Annotated in this window: 16 protein-coding genes; 15 read left to right on the top strand and 1 reads right to left on the bottom strand. The window is 58.4% G+C overall.

Translation table 11 applies throughout. The features are described from left to right. Position 1: 1 nt before the first annotated feature. Positions 2-1,333: a TRZ/ATZ family hydrolase gene (locus DM813_RS23845; protein WP_128325879.1), complete on the bottom strand. Its 1,332-nt coding sequence runs from the start codon at positions 1,331-1,333 to the stop codon at positions 2-4. A 113-nt stretch (positions 1,334-1,446) separates the two neighbouring features. On the opposite strand from DM813_RS23845, the gene mtnA reads away from it, so the two are divergent. The 15 genes from mtnA to DM813_RS23920 all read left to right on the top strand — a co-directional run bounded on the left by mtnA (position 1,447) and on the right by DM813_RS23920 (position 20,270). Next, positions 1,447-2,523 (top strand): S-methyl-5-thioribose-1-phosphate isomerase, encoded by a 1,077-nt coding sequence (mtnA, locus tag DM813_RS23850; protein WP_128325880.1) that lies wholly within the window; start codon positions 1,447-1,449, stop codon positions 2,521-2,523. 279 nt (positions 2,524-2,802) lie between these two features. Next, a complete protein-coding gene (gene gyrA / locus DM813_RS23855) occupies positions 2,803-5,439 on the top strand; it encodes a DNA gyrase subunit A (RefSeq protein ID WP_128325881.1) in 2,637 nt (878 codons plus the stop codon). A 100-nt stretch (positions 5,440-5,539) separates the two neighbouring features. Beyond that, positions 5,540-6,625 carry a 3-phosphoserine/phosphohydroxythreonine transaminase gene (gene serC, locus DM813_RS23860; protein ID WP_128325882.1) on the top strand — a complete coding sequence of 362 codons (1,086 nt, stop codon included), beginning with the start codon at positions 5,540-5,542 and terminating at the stop codon, positions 6,623-6,625. Next, entirely contained in the window at positions 6,625-7,719 is a 1,095-nt protein-coding gene (gene pheA / locus DM813_RS23865; protein ID WP_128325883.1) for a prephenate dehydratase, read from the top strand. Before serC ends, pheA begins: the two co-directional genes overlap by 1 nt. A 77-nt stretch (positions 7,720-7,796) precedes the next feature. Continuing rightward, positions 7,797-10,004: a bifunctional prephenate dehydrogenase/3-phosphoshikimate 1-carboxyvinyltransferase gene (locus tag DM813_RS23870; protein WP_241653247.1), complete on the top strand. Its 2,208-nt coding sequence runs from the start codon at positions 7,797-7,799 to the stop codon at positions 10,002-10,004. Beyond that, positions 10,001-10,687: a (d)CMP kinase gene (gene cmk, locus DM813_RS23875; RefSeq protein ID WP_128325885.1), complete on the top strand. Its 687-nt coding sequence runs from the start codon at positions 10,001-10,003 to the stop codon at positions 10,685-10,687. The genes DM813_RS23870 and cmk overlap by 4 nt, the downstream gene beginning before the upstream one ends. Before the next feature lie 125 nt (positions 10,688-10,812). Then, positions 10,813-12,489, top strand: coding sequence for a 30S ribosomal protein S1 (gene rpsA, locus DM813_RS23880; RefSeq protein ID WP_045180061.1), 1,677 nt, complete (start codon positions 10,813-10,815; stop codon positions 12,487-12,489). A 263-nt stretch (positions 12,490-12,752) separates the two neighbouring features. Beyond that, positions 12,753-13,049 carry an integration host factor subunit beta gene (gene ihfB, locus DM813_RS23885; RefSeq protein ID WP_128325886.1) on the top strand — a complete coding sequence of 99 codons (297 nt, stop codon included), beginning with the start codon at positions 12,753-12,755 and terminating at the stop codon, positions 13,047-13,049. Between the two features lie 18 nt (positions 13,050-13,067). Then, entirely contained in the window at positions 13,068-13,331 is a 264-nt protein-coding gene (locus tag DM813_RS23890; protein WP_128325887.1) for a LapA family protein, read from the top strand. Positions 13,332-13,434: 103 nt separating this feature from the next. After that, positions 13,435-14,862, top strand: coding sequence for an MBL fold metallo-hydrolase (locus DM813_RS23895; RefSeq protein ID WP_128325888.1), 1,428 nt, complete (start codon positions 13,435-13,437; stop codon positions 14,860-14,862). Between the two features lie 232 nt (positions 14,863-15,094). Further along, on the top strand, positions 15,095-16,138 hold the full coding sequence (locus DM813_RS23900; RefSeq protein WP_128325889.1) for an LPS O-antigen chain length determinant protein WzzB: 1,044 nt from the start codon (positions 15,095-15,097) through the stop codon (positions 16,136-16,138). 308 nt (positions 16,139-16,446) lie between these two features. Beyond that, entirely contained in the window at positions 16,447-17,445 is a 999-nt protein-coding gene (gene rfbC, locus DM813_RS28830) for a dTDP-4-dehydrorhamnose 3,5-epimerase (RefSeq protein WP_128325890.1), read from the top strand. Then, entirely contained in the window at positions 17,420-17,890 is a 471-nt protein-coding gene (locus tag DM813_RS23910) for an acyltransferase (RefSeq protein WP_128325891.1), read from the top strand. Before rfbC ends, DM813_RS23910 begins: the two co-directional genes overlap by 26 nt. Next, positions 17,883-18,989, top strand: coding sequence for a DegT/DnrJ/EryC1/StrS family aminotransferase (locus DM813_RS23915; RefSeq protein ID WP_128325892.1), 1,107 nt, complete (start codon positions 17,883-17,885; stop codon positions 18,987-18,989). The genes DM813_RS23910 and DM813_RS23915 overlap by 8 nt, the downstream gene beginning before the upstream one ends. Before the next feature lie 9 nt (positions 18,990-18,998). Beyond that, complete coding sequence (locus DM813_RS23920; protein ID WP_128325893.1) at positions 18,999-20,270, top strand: O-antigen translocase; 1,272 nt, start codon at positions 18,999-19,001, stop codon at positions 20,268-20,270.

The raw sequence follows: 20,270 nt of genomic DNA on the forward strand, positions 1-20,270 counted from the left end.
GTTATTCGGTACGCGCGCCGATGCGCTGGCCCCAGGCGCTGGCGGCGGCATGCAGGGCCTGCTCGTCCATGCGCGTGAGGCGGCGCTCGTCGAGCAGTTGCTTACCAGCGACCCAGACGTGCTTCACGCAGTCACGGCCGCTGGTGTAGATCAGTTGCGAAACCGGCTCGTAGATCGGTTGCTGGGCCAGGCCCGACAGGTCAAAGGCAACCAGATCTGCAGCCTTGCCCACTTCCAGTGAACCGGCCACAGCGTCCAGGCCCAGCGCCCGGGCGCCGTTCAGGGTGGCCATGCGCAGTGCCCGGTGGGCATCCAGCGCAGCTGCCGAGCCGGCCACGGCCTTGGCCAGCAAGGCTGCAGTACGGGTCTCGCCCAGTACGTCGAGGTCATTGTTGCTGGCGGCGCCGTCGGTGCCCACGGCGACATTGACGCCGGCCTGCCACAGGCGTTCCACCGGGCAGAAGCCGCTGGCCAGTTTGAGGTTGGACTCCGGGCAGTGCACCACGCTGGTGTTGCTTTCTACCAGCAGGGCCAGGTCTTCGTCGCTGATCTGGGTCATGTGCACCGCCTGCAGGCGCGGACCGAGCAGGCCCAGGCGGGCGAGGCGGGCCAGTGGGCGCTCACCGCGGGTCGCCAGGGACTGCTCGACCTCAAAGGCGGTTTCGTGGATGTGCATGTGGATCGGTGCGTCGAGTTCTTCGGCGATAACCCGGATCTTTTCCAGGTTCTCGTCACTCACCGTATAGGGCGCATGCGGGCCCAGGGCCACAGTGATGCGCGGGTGATGGCGCAGGTCGCCGAACAGCTCGATGCCCAGGTGCAGCGCCTCTTCGGTGCTGCGCGCACCCGGGATCGGGAAGTCCAGCAGCGGCACGGCGATTTGCGCGCGGATGCCGCTGTTGTGCACGCGTTCGCTGGCGATTCTTGGGTAAAAGTACATGTCCGAGAAGCAGGTGACGCCGCCCTTGATCTGTTCGGCGATGGCCAGATCGGTGCCGTCACGCACGAAGGCCTCATCCACCCAGCGGCCTTCGGCCGGCCAGATGTGTTCTTCAAGCCAGGTCATCAGTGGCAAGTCGTCGGCCAGGCCGCGGAACAGGGTCATGGCGGCGTGGCCATGGGCGTTGATCAGTCCAGGGGTGAGCAAGCAGCCTGGCAATTCGCGGATTTCGCTGGCGACAAAGCGCTGCGCCTCGGCCCGCGGCCCGATGAACACGATCTGCCCGTCGCGAATGCCCAGGCCGTGATCCTTCAATACCACCCCGGCAGGTTCGACAGGCACCAGCCAGCTTGGCAGGAGCAACAGGTCGAGCGGCGTAGCGGGTTTGGGCATGGCGGGATTTTCCTCGGGCACTGGGTTCGGCTGAGGGCGAAGTATACCCGAGCGTCCGCGGCTGGGGCTCGCTATAATCGTACGCTTTTGGTGTCTGAACGACGGGGTGAGGCATGCGCGATCGACTACTGGCCGCAGAGAAGGTGAATGCCATCGATTGGCGTGATGGCGTCCTGCACCTGCTTGACCAGCGCGCTCTGCCATTCGAGGAGACCTGGCTGGCCTATGCCGACGCCGATGCAGTGGCCGAGGCGATTCGCCTGATGGTAGTGCGTGGTGCACCGGCCATTGGCATAAGTGCCGCCTACGGCTTGGCAATGGCCGTGCGTCAGCGCCTGGCGCAGGGCGATGATTGGGAGATGGCGCTGGAGGAGGATTTCGACGTCCTGTTCAACTCGCGGCCTACCGGCGCCAACCTGTTCTGGGCGCTCAACCGCATGCGCGAACGCTTGTTGCGGGTCAAGGAGGGCGACGACGTGGCCGCCATCATGGAGGCCGAGGCCATCGCTATCCACGACAGTGATCGCGAAGCCAACCTGACCATGGCCCAGCTGGGCGCCGAGCTGATCCGCAAGCATCAGGGTAACGAGCAGGCCCTGCTGACCCATTGCAACACCGGTGCCTTGGCCACCGGTGGCTTTGGTACTGCCCTGGGGGTGGTTCGTGCGGCGTACCTGGAAGGTATGGTCGAACGCGTGTATGCCGACGAAACCCGGCCCTGGCTGCAAGGCTCGCGCCTGACCGCCTGGGAACTGGCCAAAGATGGCATCCCGGTCACGGTCAACGTCGACTCTGCCGCCGCCCACCTGATGAAGACCAAGGGCATCACCTGGGTGGTGGTCGGTGCTGACCGCATTGCCGCCAATGGTGATGTGGCCAACAAGATCGGTACTTATCAGCTGGCGGTGAACGCCATGCACCACGGGGTGCGCTTCATGGTGGTGGCCTCCAGCTCGAGCATCGACATGAACCTGGAGAGCGGTGAGGACATCCTGCTTGAAGAGCGCAGCGCTAGCGAGTTGCTGGCTGTCGGTGGTGTGCCGGTCGGGGCGGATGTCGAGGCGGTCAACCCGGTTTTTGATGTGACCCCGGCCGACCTGATCGATGTGATCGTGACCGAGAAGGGTATTGTCGAGCGCCCGGACACGGTAAAGATGGCGCAACTGATGTGTCGCAAGCGATTGCACTGATGGGTTATTGCCTGGTTGCGCCCTGATGGAGCGGCTGGCGGGCGTTACTGACGAGCAGTAGGGTAGTAGTGCCGCAGGCTACTCCCACCGTCTGGGCGATTGTGGTAACATCCGACGGTTTCCAAGGCAGGCCCGCGGGGCTGTCTTTACTGCGCAGATCCATGGCTTAACTCGTTGATTTGTCGTAAGTCGCTGCAAGGAGTCACTTTGCAGCGGCGAGCTTCGTTCGTCCCATATGGATGTGACGAGGTTTCACCAGAAAAAGGAATCAGGCTTCTCATGGGCGAACTGGCCAAAGAAATCCTCCCGGTCAATATCGAAGACGAACTGAGACAGTCCTACCTCGACTACGCGATGAGCGTCATTGTCGGGCGTGCACTGCCCGATGCGCGTGATGGCTTGAAGCCCGTGCATCGCCGCGTTCTGTATGCGATGAGCGAACTGGGTAACGACTGGAACAAACCGTACAAGAAATCCGCCCGTGTGGTCGGTGACGTGATCGGTAAGTACCACCCGCACGGTGATACCGCGGTGTACGACACCATCGTCCGTATGGCCCAGCCGTTCTCGCTGCGCTACCTGCTGGTCGACGGTCAGGGCAACTTCGGTTCGGTCGACGGCGACAACGCTGCGGCCATGCGATACACCGAAGTGCGCATGACCAAGCTGGCCCATGAACTGCTGGCTGACCTGCACAAGGAAACCGTCGACTGGGTGCCCAACTACGACGGCACCGAGCAGATCCCGGCGGTCATGCCGACCAAGATCCCCAACCTGCTGGTCAACGGTTCCAGTGGTATTGCCGTGGGCATGGCCACCAACATTCCGCCGCACAACCTCGGTGAAGTCATCGACGGTTGCCTGGCACTGATCGACAACGCCGACATCACCGTCGATGAACTGATGCAGTTCATTCCGGGCCCCGACTTCCCTACAGCCGCCATCATCAACGGCCGCCAGGGCATCATCGAGGCCTACCGTACCGGTCGCGGCCGCATCTATATGCGTGCCCGTTCCACCGTCGAAGACATCGACAAGGTCGGTGGTCGCCAGCAGATCGTGGTCACCGAGCTGCCTTACCAGCTGAACAAGGCGCGCCTGATCGAGAAAATCGCCGAGCTGGTCAAAGAGAAGAAGCTCGAAGGCATTACCGAGCTGCGCGACGAGTCCGACAAGGACGGCATGCGTATCGTCATCGAGCTGCGCCGTGGCGAGGTTCCGGAGGTTATCCTCAACAACCTCTACGCCCAGACCCAGCTGCAAGCGGTATTCGGTATCAACATCGTCGCCCTGATCGACGGCCGCCCGCGTGTCCTGAACCTCAAGGACCTGCTCGAGGCATTCGTTCGTCACCGTCGTGAAGTGGTTACCCGTCGTACCGTGTTCGAACTGCGCAAGGCGCGCGAGCGTGGTCACATCCTTGAAGGCCAGGCCGTTGCCCTGTCCAACATCGATCCGGTCATCGCCCTGATCAAGGCCTCGCCGACACCGTCGGAAGCCAAGGAAGCGCTGATCAGCACGCCGTGGGAGTCCAGTGCCGTGCAGGTCATGGTCGAGCGCGCCGGTGCCGACTCCTGTCGTCCGGAAAACCTCGACGAGCAGTACGGTCTGCGTGACGGCAAGTACTTCCTGTCGCCGGAACAGGCCCAGGCCATTCTGGACTTGCGCCTGCACCGCCTGACCGGCCTTGAGCACGAGAAGCTGCTGGCCGAGTACCAGGAGATCCTCAACCAGATCGGCGAGCTGATCCGCATCCTCAACAGCGCCGAGCGCCTGATGGAAGTGATCCGCGAAGAGCTGGAGCTGATTCGCGCCGAATACGGCGATGTGCGCCGTACCGAAATTCTCGATGCGCGTCTGGACCTGACCCTGGGTGACATGATTCCGGAAGAAGACCGGGTTGTGACCATTTCCCATGGTGGCTACGCCAAGACCCAGCCGCTGGCGGCCTACCAGGCACAGCGTCGCGGCGGTAAAGGCAAGTCGGCTACAGGCGTCAAAGACGAGGACTACATTTCGCACCTGCTGGTCGCCAACAGCCACACCACGCTGCTGCTGTTCTCCAGCAAGGGCAAGGTGTACTGGCTGAAAACCTACGAAATTCCGGAAGCGTCCCGTGCCGCGCGCGGTCGACCGCTGGTCAACCTGCTGCCGCTGGACGAAGGCGAGTACATTTCGACCATGTTGCCGGTCGAGGAATACACCGAGGGTCACTTCATCTTCATGGCCACCGCCAACGGTACCGTGAAGAAGACCCCGCTGGAATCCTTCAGCCGTCAGCGCAGCGTCGGTCTGATCGCGCTGGAGCTCGACGAAGGCGACGTACTGATTTCCGCGGCCATTACCGATGGCGAGCGTGAGGTCATGCTGTTCTCCGACGCCGGCAAGGTTACCCGCTTCAAGGAATCCGACGTCCGTGCCATGGGCCGTACCGCCCGCGGTGTGCGCGGCATGCGCCTGGCCGAAGGGCAGAAGCTGATCTCCATGATCATTCCGGAAGAGGGCAGCCAGATCCTGACCGCTTCCGAGCGTGGTTATGGCAAGCGTACTGAAATCGGCGAGTTCCCCGAGTACAAACGTGGCGGTCAGGGCGTTATCGCCATGGTCAGCAACGAGCGTAACGGTCGCCTGGTCGGTGCGGTACAGGTGCAGGACGGCGAGGAAATCATGCTGATTTCCGACCAGGGCACCCTGGTGCGTACCCGTGTCGGCGAAGTCTCCAGCCTGGGTCGTAACACCCAGGGTGTGACCTTGATCAAGCTGGCCAGCGATGAAACCCTGGTAGGTCTGGAGCGTGTCCAGGAGCCTTCTGAAGAGGAAGGTGACGAAGACTACGAAGCCGATGCCGATGCCGGTGAGGCTGGCGAAGCGCCAGAAGCTCAGGCCGCTGGCGACGAAGAGGCACCTCAGGAATAAGCAACGCAGTAACGTAACCCTGGTGGGGTGGCCGCGGCGGTGTCATTTTTCACACCGCACGGCCCGCTCCACGGACATCAAGAGCAGAGCGAGAGTGGATGTGAGCAAACGAGCCTTTAACTTCTGCGCAGGCCCTGCTGCGCTTCCTGACGCTGTCCTGCAGCGCGCCCAGGCCGAAATGCTGGACTGGAATGGCAAAGGCTTGTCCGTGATGGAGATGAGTCACCGTAGCGACGACTACGTGGCCATCGCCGAAAAGGCCGAGCAGGATCTGCGCGACCTGTTGTCCGTTCCCGCCAATTACAAGGTGCTTTTCCTGCAGGGCGGCGCTAGCCAGCAGTTCGCCGAGATCCCGCTGAACCTGCTGCCTGAAAGCGGCACCGCCGACTATATCGAAACCGGTATCTGGTCGAAGAAAGCCATTGAAGAAGCCCGCCGTTTCGGCAACATCAATGTCGCTGCCAGTGCGAAACCCTACGACTACCTGAACATCCCTGGCCAGAATGAGTGGAACCTGACCAAGGGTGCCGCTTACGTGCACTACGCCTCGAACGAGACCATTGGTGGTCTGCAGTTCGACTGGGTGCCGCAAACCGGTGATGCGCCGCTGGTGGTCGACATGTCTTCCGACATTCTTTCGCGCCCGGTGGATGTCGCCGACTTCGGCATGATCTACGCCGGCGCCCAGAAAAACATCGGCCCAAGCGGCCTGGTGGTGGTGATCGTGCGTGAAGACCTGATCGGTCGTGCCCGCAGCAGCTGCCCGACCATGCTTGACTACAAGGTCGCTGCCGACAACGGCTCGATGTACAACACCCCGGCTACCTACTCCTGGTACCTCTCCGGCCTGGTCTTCGAGTGGCTCAAGGAGCAGGGCGGCGTCGCGGCCATGGAGCAGCGCAACCGCGCCAAGAAAGACCGCCTGTACGGCTTCATCGACAGCAGTGACTTCTACAGCAACCCGATCAGCGTCAACGCGCGTTCGTGGATGAACGTGCCGTTCCGTCTGGCGGACGAGCGCCTCGACAAGGCCTTCCTGGCCGGTGCCGACGCCCGTGGCCTGCTCAACCTCAAGGGTCACCGTTCGGTCGGCGGCATGCGCGCCTCGATCTACAACGCCCTGGGGCTGGAAGCCGTGGATGCGCTGGTTGCCTACATGGCCGAATTCGAGAAGGAGCACGGCTGATGTCGGAGCAGGAACTCAAGGCGCTGCGGGTGCGCATTGACAGCCTCGATGAGAAGATTCTCGAGCTGATCAGTGACCGTGCCCGCTGTGCGCAGGAAGTGGCGCGGGTCAAGATGTCGGCATTGCCTGCCGGCGAAGAGCCGATCTTCTACCGTCCGGAGCGTGAAGCTCAGGTGCTCAAGCGCGTTATGCAGCGCAACCAGGGGCCGTTGGGCAACGAAGAAATGGCCCGTCTGTTCCGGGAAATCATGTCTTCCTGCCTGGCCCTTGAGCAGCCGCTCAAGGTCGCCTACCTGGGGCCTGAGGGTACCTTCACCCAGGCGGCGGCGATGAAGCACTTCGGCCACGCGGTGATCAGCAAACCGATGGCTGCCATCGACGAGGTGTTCCGCGAAGTGGCGGCAGGCGCCGTCAATTTTGGCGTAGTGCCGGTCGAGAACTCCACCGAGGGTGCGGTCAACCACACCCTGGACAGCTTCCTTGAGCACGACATGGTCATCTGTGGCGAAGTCGAGCTGCGTATTCACCACCATTTGCTGGTGGGTGAAAACACCAAGACCGACAGCATCAGCCGCATCTACTCCCACGCCCAGTCCCTGGCCCAGTGCCGCAAGTGGCTGGACGCCCATTACCCGAACGTAGAGCGCGTGGCTGTTTCCAGCAACGCCGAGGCGGCCAAGCGGGTCAAGGGTGAGTGGAACTCTGCGGCCATCGCCGGTGACATGGCGGCTGGCCTCTATGGTTTGACCCGTCTTGCCGAGAAAATCGAAGACCGCCCGGACAACTCCACGCGCTTTTTGATGATCGGCAACCAGGAAGTGCCACCAACCGGCGATGACAAGACTTCGATCATTGTCTCGATGAGCAACAAGCCGGGTGCCTTGCACGAGTTGCTGGTGCCGTTCCATGAGAACGGCATCGACCTGACGCGCATCGAAACGCGTCCTTCGCGCAGCGGCAAATGGACCTACGTGTTCTTCATCGATTTCATCGGTCACCACCGCGATCCGCTGATCAAGGCCGTGCTGGAAAAAATCAGCCAGGAAGCCGTGGCCCTGAAGGTGCTGGGTTCCTACCCCAAAGCGGTGCTTTGAGGTGATGAGTGGCATGCATGCAGATTTGAATAGGGTCCTGCCCCGTGGTTGAAGTCGTGGTAAGCAAGGTCGAACCGATTATCGGTCGTCTGGTAGTGGTCGGGCTGGGGCTGATTGGCGGATCGTTTGCCAAGGGGCTTCGGGAAAGTGGCCTGTGCCGCGAAGTGGTCGGTGTCGATCTTGACCCTCAATCGCGCAAGCTGGCGGTAGAGCTTGGGGTCGTCGACCGCTGTGAAGACGACCTCGCCACTGCCTGTGTCGGTGCGGACGTCATTCAGCTGGCCGTACCGATCCTGGCAATGGAAAAACTCCTGGCCCGCCTGGCGCAGCTTGACCTTGGGGCGGCGGTGCTGACCGACGTCGGCAGTGCCAAGGGCAATGTCGTGCGTGCTGCACGCGAGGCCTTTGCCGAGCAACTGCCGTATTTTGTGCCTGGCCACCCTATTGCTGGCTCCGAGCAGAGCGGGGTAGAGGCGTCCAATGCGGCCCTGTTCCGTCGCCACAAGGTTATCCTGACGCCGCTGGCTGAAACCGATCCAGCCGCCCTGGCGCTGGTCGACCGGCTCTGGCGTGCGCTGGAAGCCGATGTCGAGCACATGCAGGTCGAACGCCATGACGAGGTTCTGGCCGCGACCAGCCACTTGCCGCACCTGCTTGCCTTTGGTCTGGTTGATTCCCTGGCCAAACGCAATGAAAACCTGGATATCTTCCGTTACGCTGCCGGTGGTTTCCGCGATTTCACAAGAATCGCCGGAAGCGACCCGGTCATGTGGCACGACATTTTTCTCGCCAACCGCGAAGCTGTTCTGCGCACACTGGATACATTTCGCAGCGATCTCGACGCCTTGCGCGACGCGGTCGATGCAGGGGATGGGCATCAATTGCTGGGCGTTTTCACTCGCGCCCGGGTTGCCCGCGAGCATTTCAGTAAAATCCTGGCCCGCCGGGCCTATGTGGACGCTATGAACTCCAACGACCTGATTTTCCTGGCAAATCCTGGTGGCCAACTGTCTGGCCGAATTCGCGTACCAGGCGACAAATCGATCTCCCATCGCTCGATCATGTTGGGCTCCCTGGCAGAAGGCACCACCGAAGTCGAAGGCTTCCTCGAGGGTGAGGACGCCCTGGCGACGCTGCAGGCCTTCCGCGACATGGGTGTGGTCATCGAAGGCCCGCACCATGGTCGCGTGACCATTCACGGCGTTGGCCTCAATGGCCTCAAGCCGCCGCCTGGTCCGATCTACCTGGGTAACTCCGGCACTTCGATGCGCCTGCTTTCCGGCCTGCTGGCCGCGCAGCCGTTCGATACCGTACTGACCGGCGACGCCTCGCTGTCCAAGCGCCCGATGAACCGTGTCGCCAACCCGCTGCGGGAAATGGGCGCGGTCATTGAAACTGCCGCCGAAGGTCGTCCACCGATGACCATTCGCGGTGGTCACAAGTTGAAGGCGCTGACCTACACGCTGCCAATGGCCAGTGCCCAGGTGAAGTCCTGCCTGCTGCTGGCGGGCCTGTATGCAGAAGGCAAGACCACCGTCACCGAGCCTGCGCCGACCCGTGACCATACCGAGCGCATGCTGCGTGGTTTTGGCTACAGCGTGAACGTCGAGGGGCCGACAGCGTCCCTGGAGTCCGGCGGCAAGCTGACCGCAACCCATATCGAAGTGCCCGCTGACATCTCCTCGGCAGCCTTCTTCCTGGTCGCGGCCTCCATTGCCGAAGGTTCTGAGCTGGTGCTCGAACACGTCGGTATCAACCCGACCCGCACCGGCGTGATTGACATCCTCAAGCTGATGGGCGGTGACATCACCCTGGAAAACCAGCGTGAAGTCGGTGGCGAACCGGTGGCTGACCTGCGTGTACGGGGCGCTAAACTCAAGGGTATCGAGATTCCGGAGCACCTGGTGCCACTGGCCATCGACGAGTTCCCGGTGCTGTTCGTGGCCGCCGCCTGTGCTGAAGGGCGTACCGTGCTACGTGGCGCTGAAGAGCTGCGGGTCAAGGAATCTGATCGTATCCAGGTCATGGCCGATGGCCTGCTGACCCTGGGTGTGAAGTGCGAGCCGACCCTGGACGGCATCATCATTGATGGCGGCTCGATCGGCGGCGGTGAAGTGCATGGGCATGGCGACCACCGTATTGCCATGGCTTTCAGTGTGGCTTCGCTGCGGGCGACCGCGCCGATTCGCATCCATGACTGCGCCAACGTCGCCACGTCGTTCCCGAACTTCCTGGCCTTGTGCGCTGAAGTCGGTATCCGTGTCGCTGAAGAGGGCAAGTCGTGAACGTGAATGCGCCCGTCATCACCATCGACGGTCCAAGTGGTTCCGGCAAGGGTACCGTTGCCGGCTTGCTGGCGCGTGAACTGGGCTGGAAACTGCTGGATTCCGGCGCGCTGTATCGCTTGCTGGCCTTTGCGGCGAGCAACCACGGCGTCGACCTGACCAACGAAGAGTTGCTGGTCACGCTGGCCGCTCATCTGGATGTGCAGTTCATTGCCGCCGAGCCGGGCAAGCTGCAGCAGATCATTCTCGAGGGTGAGGATGTCAGCAACGTCATCCGTACCGAAACCGTCGGTGCCGGAGCTTCGCGGGTTGCCTCGCTGCCGGCGGTGCGTGACGCCTTGTTGCAGCGCCAGCGTGCATTCCAGGAAACGCCAGGGCTGATTGCCGATGGCCGTGACATGGGCACCGTGGTGTTCCCTGATGCGCCGTTGAAGGTTTTTCTGACCGCCAGCGCTGAAGAGCGTGCGCGTCGCCGTTACTTGCAGTTGAAGGCAAAAGGCGAAGATGTTAGTCTGTCGAGTCTGCTAGATGAGATTCGTGCGCGCGATGAGCGTGATACCCAGCGCGCAGTGGCCCCGCTCAAACCGGCGGCCGATGCGATACAGCTGGATTCCACGGAGTTGTCCATCGAGCAGGTGCTGGAACGCATCAAAAGCGAGATCGCCCTGCGCGATATCGCCTGATGACCAGGGAAGCAGGCAGGGGCACCAGTCAACGTCCTGTCGGCTTTCCTTTATATGAACGAAACCCACATTGTCTGGAATGTGGCTGATGGGCGTATGTCCCGCCCTAATCTACAGGAATTAAAATGAGCGAAAGCTTTGCAGAACTCTTTGAAGAAAGCCTGAAAACCCTCAATCTTCAGCCGGGTGCGATCATCACCGGTATCGTTGTCGACATCGACGGCGACTGGGTTACCGTACACGCTGGCCTGAAGTCCGAGGGCGTCATCCCGCTCGAGCAGTTCTACAACGAAGCTGGCGAGCTGACCATCAAGGTCGGTGACGAAGTTCACGTTGCGCTGGACGCGGTCGAAGACGGCTTTGGCGAAACCAAACTGTCCCGTGAAAAAGCCAAGCGCGCCGAGTGCTGGATTGTTCTGGAAGCAGCTTTCGCCGCCGAAGAAGTGGTCAAGGGCGTTATCAACGGTAAGGTTAAAGGCGGCTTCACTGTCGACGTTAACGGTATCCGTGCGTTCCTGCCGGGCTCCCTGGTTGATGTCCGCCCAGTGCGCGACACCACCCACCTGGAAGGCAAAGAGCTGGAATTCAAGGTCATCAAGCTGGACCAGAAGCGCAACAACGTTGTCGTTTCCCGTCGCAGCGTCCTGGAAGCCGAAAACAGCGCCGAGCGCGAAGCTCTGCTGGAATCGCTGCAGGAAGGCCAGCAAGTCAAAGGTATCGTCAAGAACCTCACCGACTACGGCGCATTCGTTGACCTGGGCGGCGTTGATGGCTTGCTGCACATCACCGACATGGCCTGGAAGCGTATCAAGCACCCATCGGAAATCGTCAACGTTGGCGACGAGATCGATGTCAAGGTTCTGAAATACGATCGCGAGCGTAACCGTGTATCCCTGGGTCTGAAGCAACTGGGTGAAGACCCATGGGTTGCTATCAAGGCTCGTTACCCAGAAAGCACCCGCGTAATGGCGCGTGTAACCAACCTGACCGACTACGGCTGCTTCGCAGAGCTGGAAGAAGGCGTGGAAGGCCTGGTACACGTTTCCGAAATGGACTGGACCAACAAAAACATCCACCCTTCGAAAGTCGTTCAAGTTGGCGACGAAGTGGAAGTTATGGTTCTGGACATCGACGAAGAGCGTCGTCGTATCTCCTTGGGCATCAAACAGTGCAAGTCCAACCCATGGGAAGACTTCTCTGGCCAGTTCAACAAGGGCGACAAGATCTCCGGCACCATCAAGTCGATCACCGATTTCGGTATCTTCATTGGTCTGGACGGCGGCATCGACGGTCTGGTTCACCTGTCCGACATCTCCTGGAACGAAGTGGGCGAAGAAGCCGTACGTCGCTTCAAGAAGGGCGACGAGCTGGACACCGTGATCCTGTCGGTAGATCCAGAGCGTGAGCGTATCTCCCTGGGCATCAAGCAACTGGAAGACGATCCGTTCTCCAACTACGTTGCTGTCAACGACAAAGGCGCTATCGTCAAAGGTACCGTTAAAGAAGTTGACGCCAAGGGCGCTATCATCACCCTGGCCGACGACATCGAAGCCACTCTGAAAGCTTCCGAAATCAGCCGTGACCGCGTTGAAGACGCGCGTAACGTCCTGAAGGAAGGCGAAGAGATCGAAGCCAAGATCATCAGCGTTGACCGTAAGAGCCGTGTCATCAGCCTCTCCATCAAGTCGAAAGACGACGCTGAAGAGAAAGAAGCTATCCAGAGCCTGAAAGAAACTGCTCCGGAAGCTGCTGATACCACCATGGCCGCGCTGCTGCGTCAGGCAATGGCCAAACAGAACTAAGTTCTGCTTGGGTATTGAAAAAGGGCGACTTCGGTCGCCCTTTTTTGTGCCTGCGATTTAACCTTGACCTGGCGGGTAGGTTTCGCTGTAACCCTTGTACGGGCTGACGTTCTGAAGGGTGGTGGCAAAAAGATATCGTTTGCTGGAGATGGGGGCGGAACAAGAATCTTTGATTAAGTCAATAACCGGCCTGTTCAAATCCCTCAGGTCATGCTAAAAACAATGAAGCAATGATCTAGCTGCTTGATAAAGAAGGGAAAAATATGACGAAGTCGGAGCTGATCGAACGTATTGTCACCCATCAAGGGCTGCTCTCATCCAAGGATGTCGAGCTGGCCATCAAGACCATGCTTGAACAGATGTCTCAGTGCCTGGCGACCGGAGACCGGATCGAGATCCGGGGCTTCGGTAGCTTCTCCTTGCACTACCGCGCACCGCGGGTTGGGCGCAATCCCAAGACAGGTCAGTCCGTCAGCCTTGACGGCAAGTTCGTACCGCATTTCAAACCGGGCAAGGAACTGCGTGACCGGGTCAATGAAGAAGAACACGCTGAAACGTGAGTGCCAGAGGGATCGATGATGCGTAATCTCAAACGCGCTTTCGTGGCGTTGTTCATTCTGCTGCTTGCCGTGCTGGTCCTGTTCTTCGTGCTGGAAAATCAGCAGTCTGTGGCCCTGGTCCTGTTTGGTTGGTCGGCACCCGCGCTACCCGTTGCAGTGCTGGTCCTTGCTGCCCTGATCGTCGGTCTGGCAGTTGGTCCTTTGCTCGGTGCTTATGGCGTCCTGCGTAGCAAACGCAAGATTCGGGCGTCTGCCCGGCGAGCGGCACTGAGCGGTAACTAAAGAAACATCCTACCTTTAAACAGGCAGGTTCTTCTTTCGTGCGCACCCATCGTTATGAAGTAATAGAGCACTTCATTTTCGGCCCAGGCGAGTGTGCTGCAGCATGGAATTTCCTGCCCTTACGCACCACGGTGGAACTCGAGGCGTAACGGGGTCCTGTCATCAGCTTCACCTGGGGCTCGCTGCCAGCGTGTTGATCGATTGTGGTCTCGAACAGGGCGTTGATGCCGCGCGAGGAGCCGATTCCAGTGCGCTCGGCTTTGATATCAGCGGTGTTCAGGCGCTGATCATCACCCATGTCCATCTCGACCATGTTGGCCGTATTCCAGCGCTGTTGGCGGCAGGATTTCGGGGCCCGATACTCTGCAGCGAGCCGTCGGCAAGGCTATTGCCGCTGGTGCTGGAAGACGCCTTCAAGTTGAGTGTCAGCAGTGAACCGGCCCAGGTGGCGCGTTATCTCGACTTTCTTGATGGGTTGATAGTGTCGGTACCCTTTGGGTGTTGGCATGCCGTCGTCGAGCGTCCAGGCCTGGCGTGTCGTATTCGGCTGCAGCGTGCGGGCCACCTGTTGGGCTCCGCTTATGTCGAGTGTGATCTTGATCTTGGGGAGGTCAGCACGCGGATTGTCTTCTCGGGGGATCTGGGCGCCCCTGGCAATCCCCTGCTGCGTGCCGTGCGGCCACCTGATCGGGCAGACGTGCTGGTGCTTGAAAGCACCTATGGCGACCGCCTGCACACCGAGCGCAGTGATCGGCGCAAGCAGCTGGAGGTCGCGATCGAGCGCGCCCTCGCTGATAACGGCACGATTATGATTCCAGCGTTCAGTCTTGGGCGGACTCAGGAGTTGCTGTACGAAATCGAAGACATTCTGTATCGCAAGGCCTTGCTGGGTGCCCCGAACAGCGCGCCTGACGATGGTTTCGATTGGTCTCAACTGCCCATCATTCTCGATTCACCCTTGGCTCAGCGTATCTCGCTGGCCTATCGGGAACTGCACAGCTACTGGAATGACGAGGCCAGGGCCCGACTGAGTTCTGGCAGAGATCCGCTTGGGTTCAAGCAGCTTGTCTGTGTCGATACCCATGCCCGGCATCGGCAGGTGGTCAACTACCTCAAGAGTACCGGGCGGCCGGCAATCGTCATTGCAGGGAATGGCATGTGTTCGGCTGGGCGGATCGTAAATTACCTCAAAGCCATGCTTGGCGATCCGCGGCATGAAGTGATGTTCGTGGGGTATCAGGCCAAAGGTACGCCGGGGGCGAAAATCCAGGCCAGTGATGGCGGGCAAGGGGCTGTGCAGGTTGAACTGGACGGGGAGGGGTATCAGGTTCGGGCGAAGGTGATGACGCTGGCAGGGTATTCGGGGCATGCGGATCAAGCGGGGTTGGTGAGTTTTGCCGTGGAAGGTGAGGTGCCAGCCAAGCGCATCATCCTTGTGCATGGAGAGCGGAAGGCAAAGTTGGCCTTGCAGCGTGCGCTTTGCCTGCGAGGTAAAAAAATGGGCCTGATGCTGGAGGTGACGGTACCGTAATGATCATCTGACGAACTGCGTGCTGGCGGTCGCAAGCCAGGGAACTTATCGATATCAGTTCTCTCTACTACCTTTAACGCTAGCTGTATGGCTAATGTTGGCCTATTGCCGTTATGCTTTAGGCGCATACGCCATTGGCGAGCCGTTGAGGGGGTATCAACGTGAGCGCTCGCTTATTCTTGGCATGCCAGGAAACCCCGCACTTAGTCAGACCCAAGGAAAAACACAAGAAATGCGCAATGATCGTGAGCGCTGCAGTAGTAGTGAGGAAGTAGATCTCGTAGAGCTGATCGAAGGGATATGGCAGCAAAAGCTCCTGATCTTGATGGTGACATTGGTCGTCACGGCGGTGGCGGTTGCGTATGCGATGCTGGCGAAGCCTGTTTACGAGGCCAAGGTATTTCTGGTTGCCCCCTCGGTGAGTGACATTGCGGAGCTCAATTACGGACGGAATGAGGAAACCGGGCTTGAGCCTTATACCGTCAAGAAAGTATTCGACGTATTCATGCAGCATCTCGACGGAGAGACGTTGCGCCGCCAGTTTTTCCGGGAAGTATTTCTGCCCTCCTTGCAACAGCCGCAAGGGGCTCGAGGGGCTTTGTATGCCGCGTTTAACAGCACGCTGGACGTAGAGCAGGAGGCGGGCGAGCAAGGTCGGGCGTTCCTGGCAATTCGTAATAGTGATCCCGAAATTGCATCTGAATGGGCGGCCGCGTATGTCAGTAGGGCGAGTGATTCTGCCAGGGCTGAAGTGATCGGGAGCGTGACGAAGGAAGCTCAAGTCCGAGCCAGCAATCTGCAACAGCAGATCGAGAATCTGCGTGAGAGTGGCCTGCGTCTGCGTGATGACAAAATCAAGCGCTTGCGCGAGGCACTACGGATTGCCGAAGCGATCGGCCTGGATAACCCACCGTTGATTAATGGTGATATCTCCAGAGAAGTGTCAACGAAAATGGATGGTGAGTTGACCTATATGCGTGGCACCAAGGCGCTCAAGGCGGAAATCAGTAACTTGGAGCAACGTAAAACGGATGATCCGTTTATTGACAATCTGCGAAACCTTCAAATCAGGCAAGAACTCTTTCAGGGGCTCAGCGAAAGTACGCGTGATGTAAGCGTATATCGGCTTGACGGCACCATAGAGCAACCTGATTCTCCCATCAAGCCACGGCGGGCGCTTATCGTTATCATTGGCTTGTTCGCTGGTATTTTCATCGGCTGTTTTCTGGCGATCCTTCGATACGCGTTTCAAAACTTGAGGAAGAACAGGGGTTGATAACTCACTGATCGGTGGCGTTTTTGGGTTTGTTGCCCAGCAATGCCGCTGGTCGAGCAAGAGTTATTGGATTCATTGTTCAAGGCACGAGTATTTGCACATAGCCCGAATTGATTCTCATTTGCCCGCGGCTGAATTGGCTGTTATCAGGCATTGAGCAAATCAGGTAAAGGCGTCTAGCCGGCGCTGGAATTCAGGCTGCCTGGAAAATTTAAGACAAGACTTTTTCCGCCCAAGCGGTAAAACTGTCAAGGTGAGGCTCCGTCCGAGCCGACTCTCAAACTGTATTCATGTAAAAGGCTCTGGCGATGAAGCTTGTTCAGACGAACATTCCTGAGGTAGTGATAGTCGAACCTGTGGTGTATGAGGATGATCGTGGATGGTTTACAGAAACATTCAACGAGCCGCGTTTTCACACCGAATTGCGCAAGCTCGGGCTAGCCAAACCTCCTAAATTCGTCCAGGACAATCACTCGATGTCCCATCGCGGGGTTCTGCGTGGCTTGCATTTTCAGGACGCGCCGCATGCTCAAGGGAAGCTTGTAAGGGTAGTTCGAGGGGCGGCCTATGATGTCGCAGTCGATATTCGTCCAGAGTCCCCTACCTGCGGGCAGTGGGTGGGGGTTGAACTGACCGAGCGCAACAATCGGATGTTGTGGATTCCGGAAGGTTTCGCGCACGGATTCATTGCTTTGGAAGACGACACACATTTTCTGTACAAGACTACCGATGTTTACAACAAGGCAGCTGAAGGCAGCATTCACTGGGATGACCCTGACTTGGCCATTGACTGGCCGTTGCGAGACGGATTGATCGTCAGCGACAAGGATAACCTTGCTCCAACTTTCAAGCAGTACCTCACGTCTCGGGGTGAAATCGCCCAAAAAGGGTGCGACCAGATTGAACTGTTCAAGGTCTTGGGAGATGATCGCGGGCAGTTAGTTGCACTGCAAGCTCTTGATAATGTTCCTTTTTCTATAGCACGTGCCTATTATCTGACCGACACGCTACCAGGTGTGTCCAGGGGGTTCCATGCCCACAGGGAGCTCAACCAGTTGGCCGTTTGTGTGTCGGGTCGGTGCCGAATGACAATGGATGATGGGCATTCGCGGCGCGACTATTGGTTGGATGCAACCAATAAAGGAATTCTGATTCCGCCAATGGTTTGGCATGAGATGCATGATTTCACTACGGATTGCGTTCTGCTGGTATTGGCTGACGCACACTACGATGAGTCGGACTATATCCGCGATTACTCAACTTTTACCGAGCTTACATGCGATGCTAAGCATTCATTCAACGGCTGACGTAAAGAGTGACTTGATCGGCGAAGATACGCGCATTTGGCAATACGCTGTAATCATGCAGGGCGCGCGTTTGGGGCGGAATTGCAATGTTTGCGCACACACTTTCATAGAGGGTGATGTGGTGCTTGGTGACAATGTAACAGTCAAGTCGGGTGTCTTTCTGTGGGACGGCATGCGTATTGCGGATGATGTATTTATCGGTCCCAATGCGACCTTTACCAATGACCCGATGCCACGGTCCAAAATTTATCCGGATCGCTTCAGCGGCATCACAATTGAAAAAGGCGCCAGTATTGGCGCGAATGCCACCTTGCTACCTGGCATCGTCGTGGGCGAATACGCCATGGTGGGCGCCGGAGCAGTGGTAACCAAGGATGTCCCCGCTTACGCAGTGGTTGTGGGGAATCCAGCAAAAATTATCAGGGTGATAGACCGGAATGGTTAAGTTTCTCGATCTTCAAGGTGTTAACGCGCAGTACCGACAGGCGTTGATCGATGCCTGTACTGATGTTATTGATTCAGGTTGGTACATCATGGGCGAGCAACTCAAGCACTTTGAGGCAGAATTTGCGCGCTATTGCGGTGTGAAACATTGCATTGGCGTTGCCAACGGGCTGGACGCCCTGACCCTGACCCTACGCGCCTGGAAGCTTCTGGGGCGTATCGCAGAGGGCGATGAGGTTCTGGTTCCGGCCAATACCTATATCGCTACTATTCTTGCGATCACCGAAAACAAATTGGTTCCTGTGCTTGTGGAGCCAGAAGAGGGAAGTTTCAATCTCGGAGGTAACAACCTTCGCGAGGCGCTTACCTCCAGATCACGCGTGATAATGCCGGTTCACTTGTATGGGCGGCTCGCGGACATGCCCGCGATCATGGCGTTTGCCAAAGCGCACGACCTCCTTGTGCTCGAGGACTCTGCCCAGGCTCACGGAGCGGAGTTGAACGAGTGCCGCGCCGGAGCCTGGGGGGATGCCTCGGGTTTCAGCTTCTACCCTGGCAAAAACCTCGGTGCGTTGGGTGATGCCGGTGCGATAACCACAAGTGACGATGCGTTGGCCGAGACCCTTCGGGCGCTACGAAACTACGGTTCTCATGTCAAATACATGAATATGTACCAAGGGGTAAACAGTCGCCTGGATGAACTGCAGGCGGCAGTGCTCAGGGTCAAACTTCAGTTTTTGGACGAAGAGACCAAAATGCGCCAGGTTGTTGCAAAGCAATACCTGGACGGCATTCGAAATCCTGCGATTCAGTTGCCTGAGCCTGGTGTCGATGGCCAACATGCCTGGCACTTGTTTGTTGTGCGCAGTGATTGCCGAGAGCAGTTGCAGCAGCATCTGTCACAACAGGGTGTACAGACACTTGTTCACTACCCGGTGCCGCCGCACCGCCAGCAAGCCTATCCTCAGCTCGGCAATCTTTCATTGCCACTGACAGAGCTGCTGCATGAGCAAGTGTTGAGTCTGCCAATGGACCCAACCTTGAGCGCGTCTTCCATTCAGCACGTCATCGACGCCTGTAACAGCTTTCAGCGTCTTTGAGTGCCATGTATGACTTTGATCAGAACAAGTTTGCTGAATGCCATTGCTGTTGCGGTCAAGATGGCAACATTGCTAGGACTCAACAAAGTACTGGCCCTCTATGTTGGGCCATCCGGTTACGCCGCCATCGGTCAGTTGCAGAATGCCGTGACAATGTTCACGACATTGGCAAGCGGGGCGGTCAGTACAGGCGTCACCAAATACACCGCGGAGTTTGCTGAGCATCCCGAAAAACAGCGCAAAATCTGGCGGACAGCCGGTACGTTGTCGCTATTGGTATCGGGCGTTCTTGCGGTTCTGATCATTGTATTGCGCATCCCGTTGGCGAGATGGTTTTTCAATGACGAGACGCTTGCTCCTGTGCTGCTCTGGTTTGCCGCGACCCTGGTGTTTTTTTCATTCAACTCACTGCTGCTGGGTGTGCTCAACGGCAAAAAGGATGTCGCCCGCTATGTAGTTGCCAATATTGTTGGCAGCCTGATTTCGCTGGTGGTTACCTGTGCCTTGACCATCACGCTGGGGCTGTACGGGGCGCTTGTTTCCCTCGCGGTTTACCAGTCACTGAGTTTTGTGGCAACGCTGACGATCTGTATGCGTACGGAATGGTTTCGCCTGGCCGATTTTTGGGGTGAACTGGACAGAGAGGCACTTGCCAGGCTTTCGAAGTTTGCGTTGATGGCGGTGGTCACCGCCTGCTCACTGCCGGTTTGCCATGTCTTTATCCGGGATTACCTGGGTACCACATTCGGCTGGGAGCACGCTGGCTATTGGGAGGCCATGTGGCGTTTGAGTTCAGCCTATCTGATGCTGATCACCACGACCCTTGCAGTGTATTACCTACCGAGGCTTTCCGAACTTTCTGATGCAGGTGCGCTGCGTCGGGAGATCATTCAGGGTTACAAGTTGATTTTACCCCTGACGGTATTGGCCGGGCTGGTCATCTACCTGCTGAGAGATTTTATTATTCATGTGCTGTTCTCTGAATCGTTTGCTCCGATGCGTGAATTGTTCGCATGGCAAATGGTCGGCGACAGTCTGAAGATCGCCAGTTGGTTGATGGCCTACCTGATGTTGGGAAAGGCACTGACGCGCCTGTATTTGGTGACCGAAATCCTGTCTACGCTTTCGTTGTATGCGCTGACGATCTACCTGACTCAATTGTGGGGTTATGAAAAAGTGACTCTGGCCTATGCCGTCAACTACCTGTTGTACGGAGTAGTCATGTATTTTTCGGTATTTCGTCGATTGCCGATGATCGTTGCCCGTTCGGCGCGGAGCTGA

This window comes from Pseudomonas alkylphenolica (assembly GCF_004025535.1).
Lineage (GTDB): Bacteria > Pseudomonadota > Gammaproteobacteria > Pseudomonadales > Pseudomonadaceae > Aquipseudomonas > Aquipseudomonas alkylphenolica_A.

Coding starts and splice junctions, on each gene's coding strand:
- DM813_RS23845 (WP_128325879.1), bottom strand. CDS start 1,333: ATGCCCAAACCCGCTACGCCGCTCGACCTGTTGCTCCTGCCAAGCTGG.
- mtnA (WP_128325880.1), top strand. CDS start 1,447: ATGCGCGATCGACTACTGGCCGCAGAGAAGGTGAATGCCATCGATTGG.
- gyrA (WP_128325881.1), top strand. CDS start 2,803: ATGGGCGAACTGGCCAAAGAAATCCTCCCGGTCAATATCGAAGACGAA.
- pheA (WP_128325883.1), top strand. CDS start 6,625: ATGTCGGAGCAGGAACTCAAGGCGCTGCGGGTGCGCATTGACAGCCTC.
- rpsA (WP_045180061.1), top strand. CDS start 10,813: ATGAGCGAAAGCTTTGCAGAACTCTTTGAAGAAAGCCTGAAAACCCTC.
- ihfB (WP_128325886.1), top strand. CDS start 12,753: ATGACGAAGTCGGAGCTGATCGAACGTATTGTCACCCATCAAGGGCTG.
- DM813_RS23890 (WP_128325887.1), top strand. CDS start 13,068: ATGCGTAATCTCAAACGCGCTTTCGTGGCGTTGTTCATTCTGCTGCTT.
- DM813_RS23895 (WP_128325888.1), top strand. CDS start 13,435: ATGGAATTTCCTGCCCTTACGCACCACGGTGGAACTCGAGGCGTAACG.
- DM813_RS23900 (WP_128325889.1), top strand. CDS start 15,095: ATGCGCAATGATCGTGAGCGCTGCAGTAGTAGTGAGGAAGTAGATCTC.
- rfbC (WP_128325890.1), top strand. CDS start 16,447: ATGAAGCTTGTTCAGACGAACATTCCTGAGGTAGTGATAGTCGAACCT.
- DM813_RS23910 (WP_128325891.1), top strand. CDS start 17,420: ATGCTAAGCATTCATTCAACGGCTGACGTAAAGAGTGACTTGATCGGC.
- DM813_RS23915 (WP_128325892.1), top strand. CDS start 17,883: ATGGTTAAGTTTCTCGATCTTCAAGGTGTTAACGCGCAGTACCGACAG.
- DM813_RS23920 (WP_128325893.1), top strand. CDS start 18,999: ATGACTTTGATCAGAACAAGTTTGCTGAATGCCATTGCTGTTGCGGTC.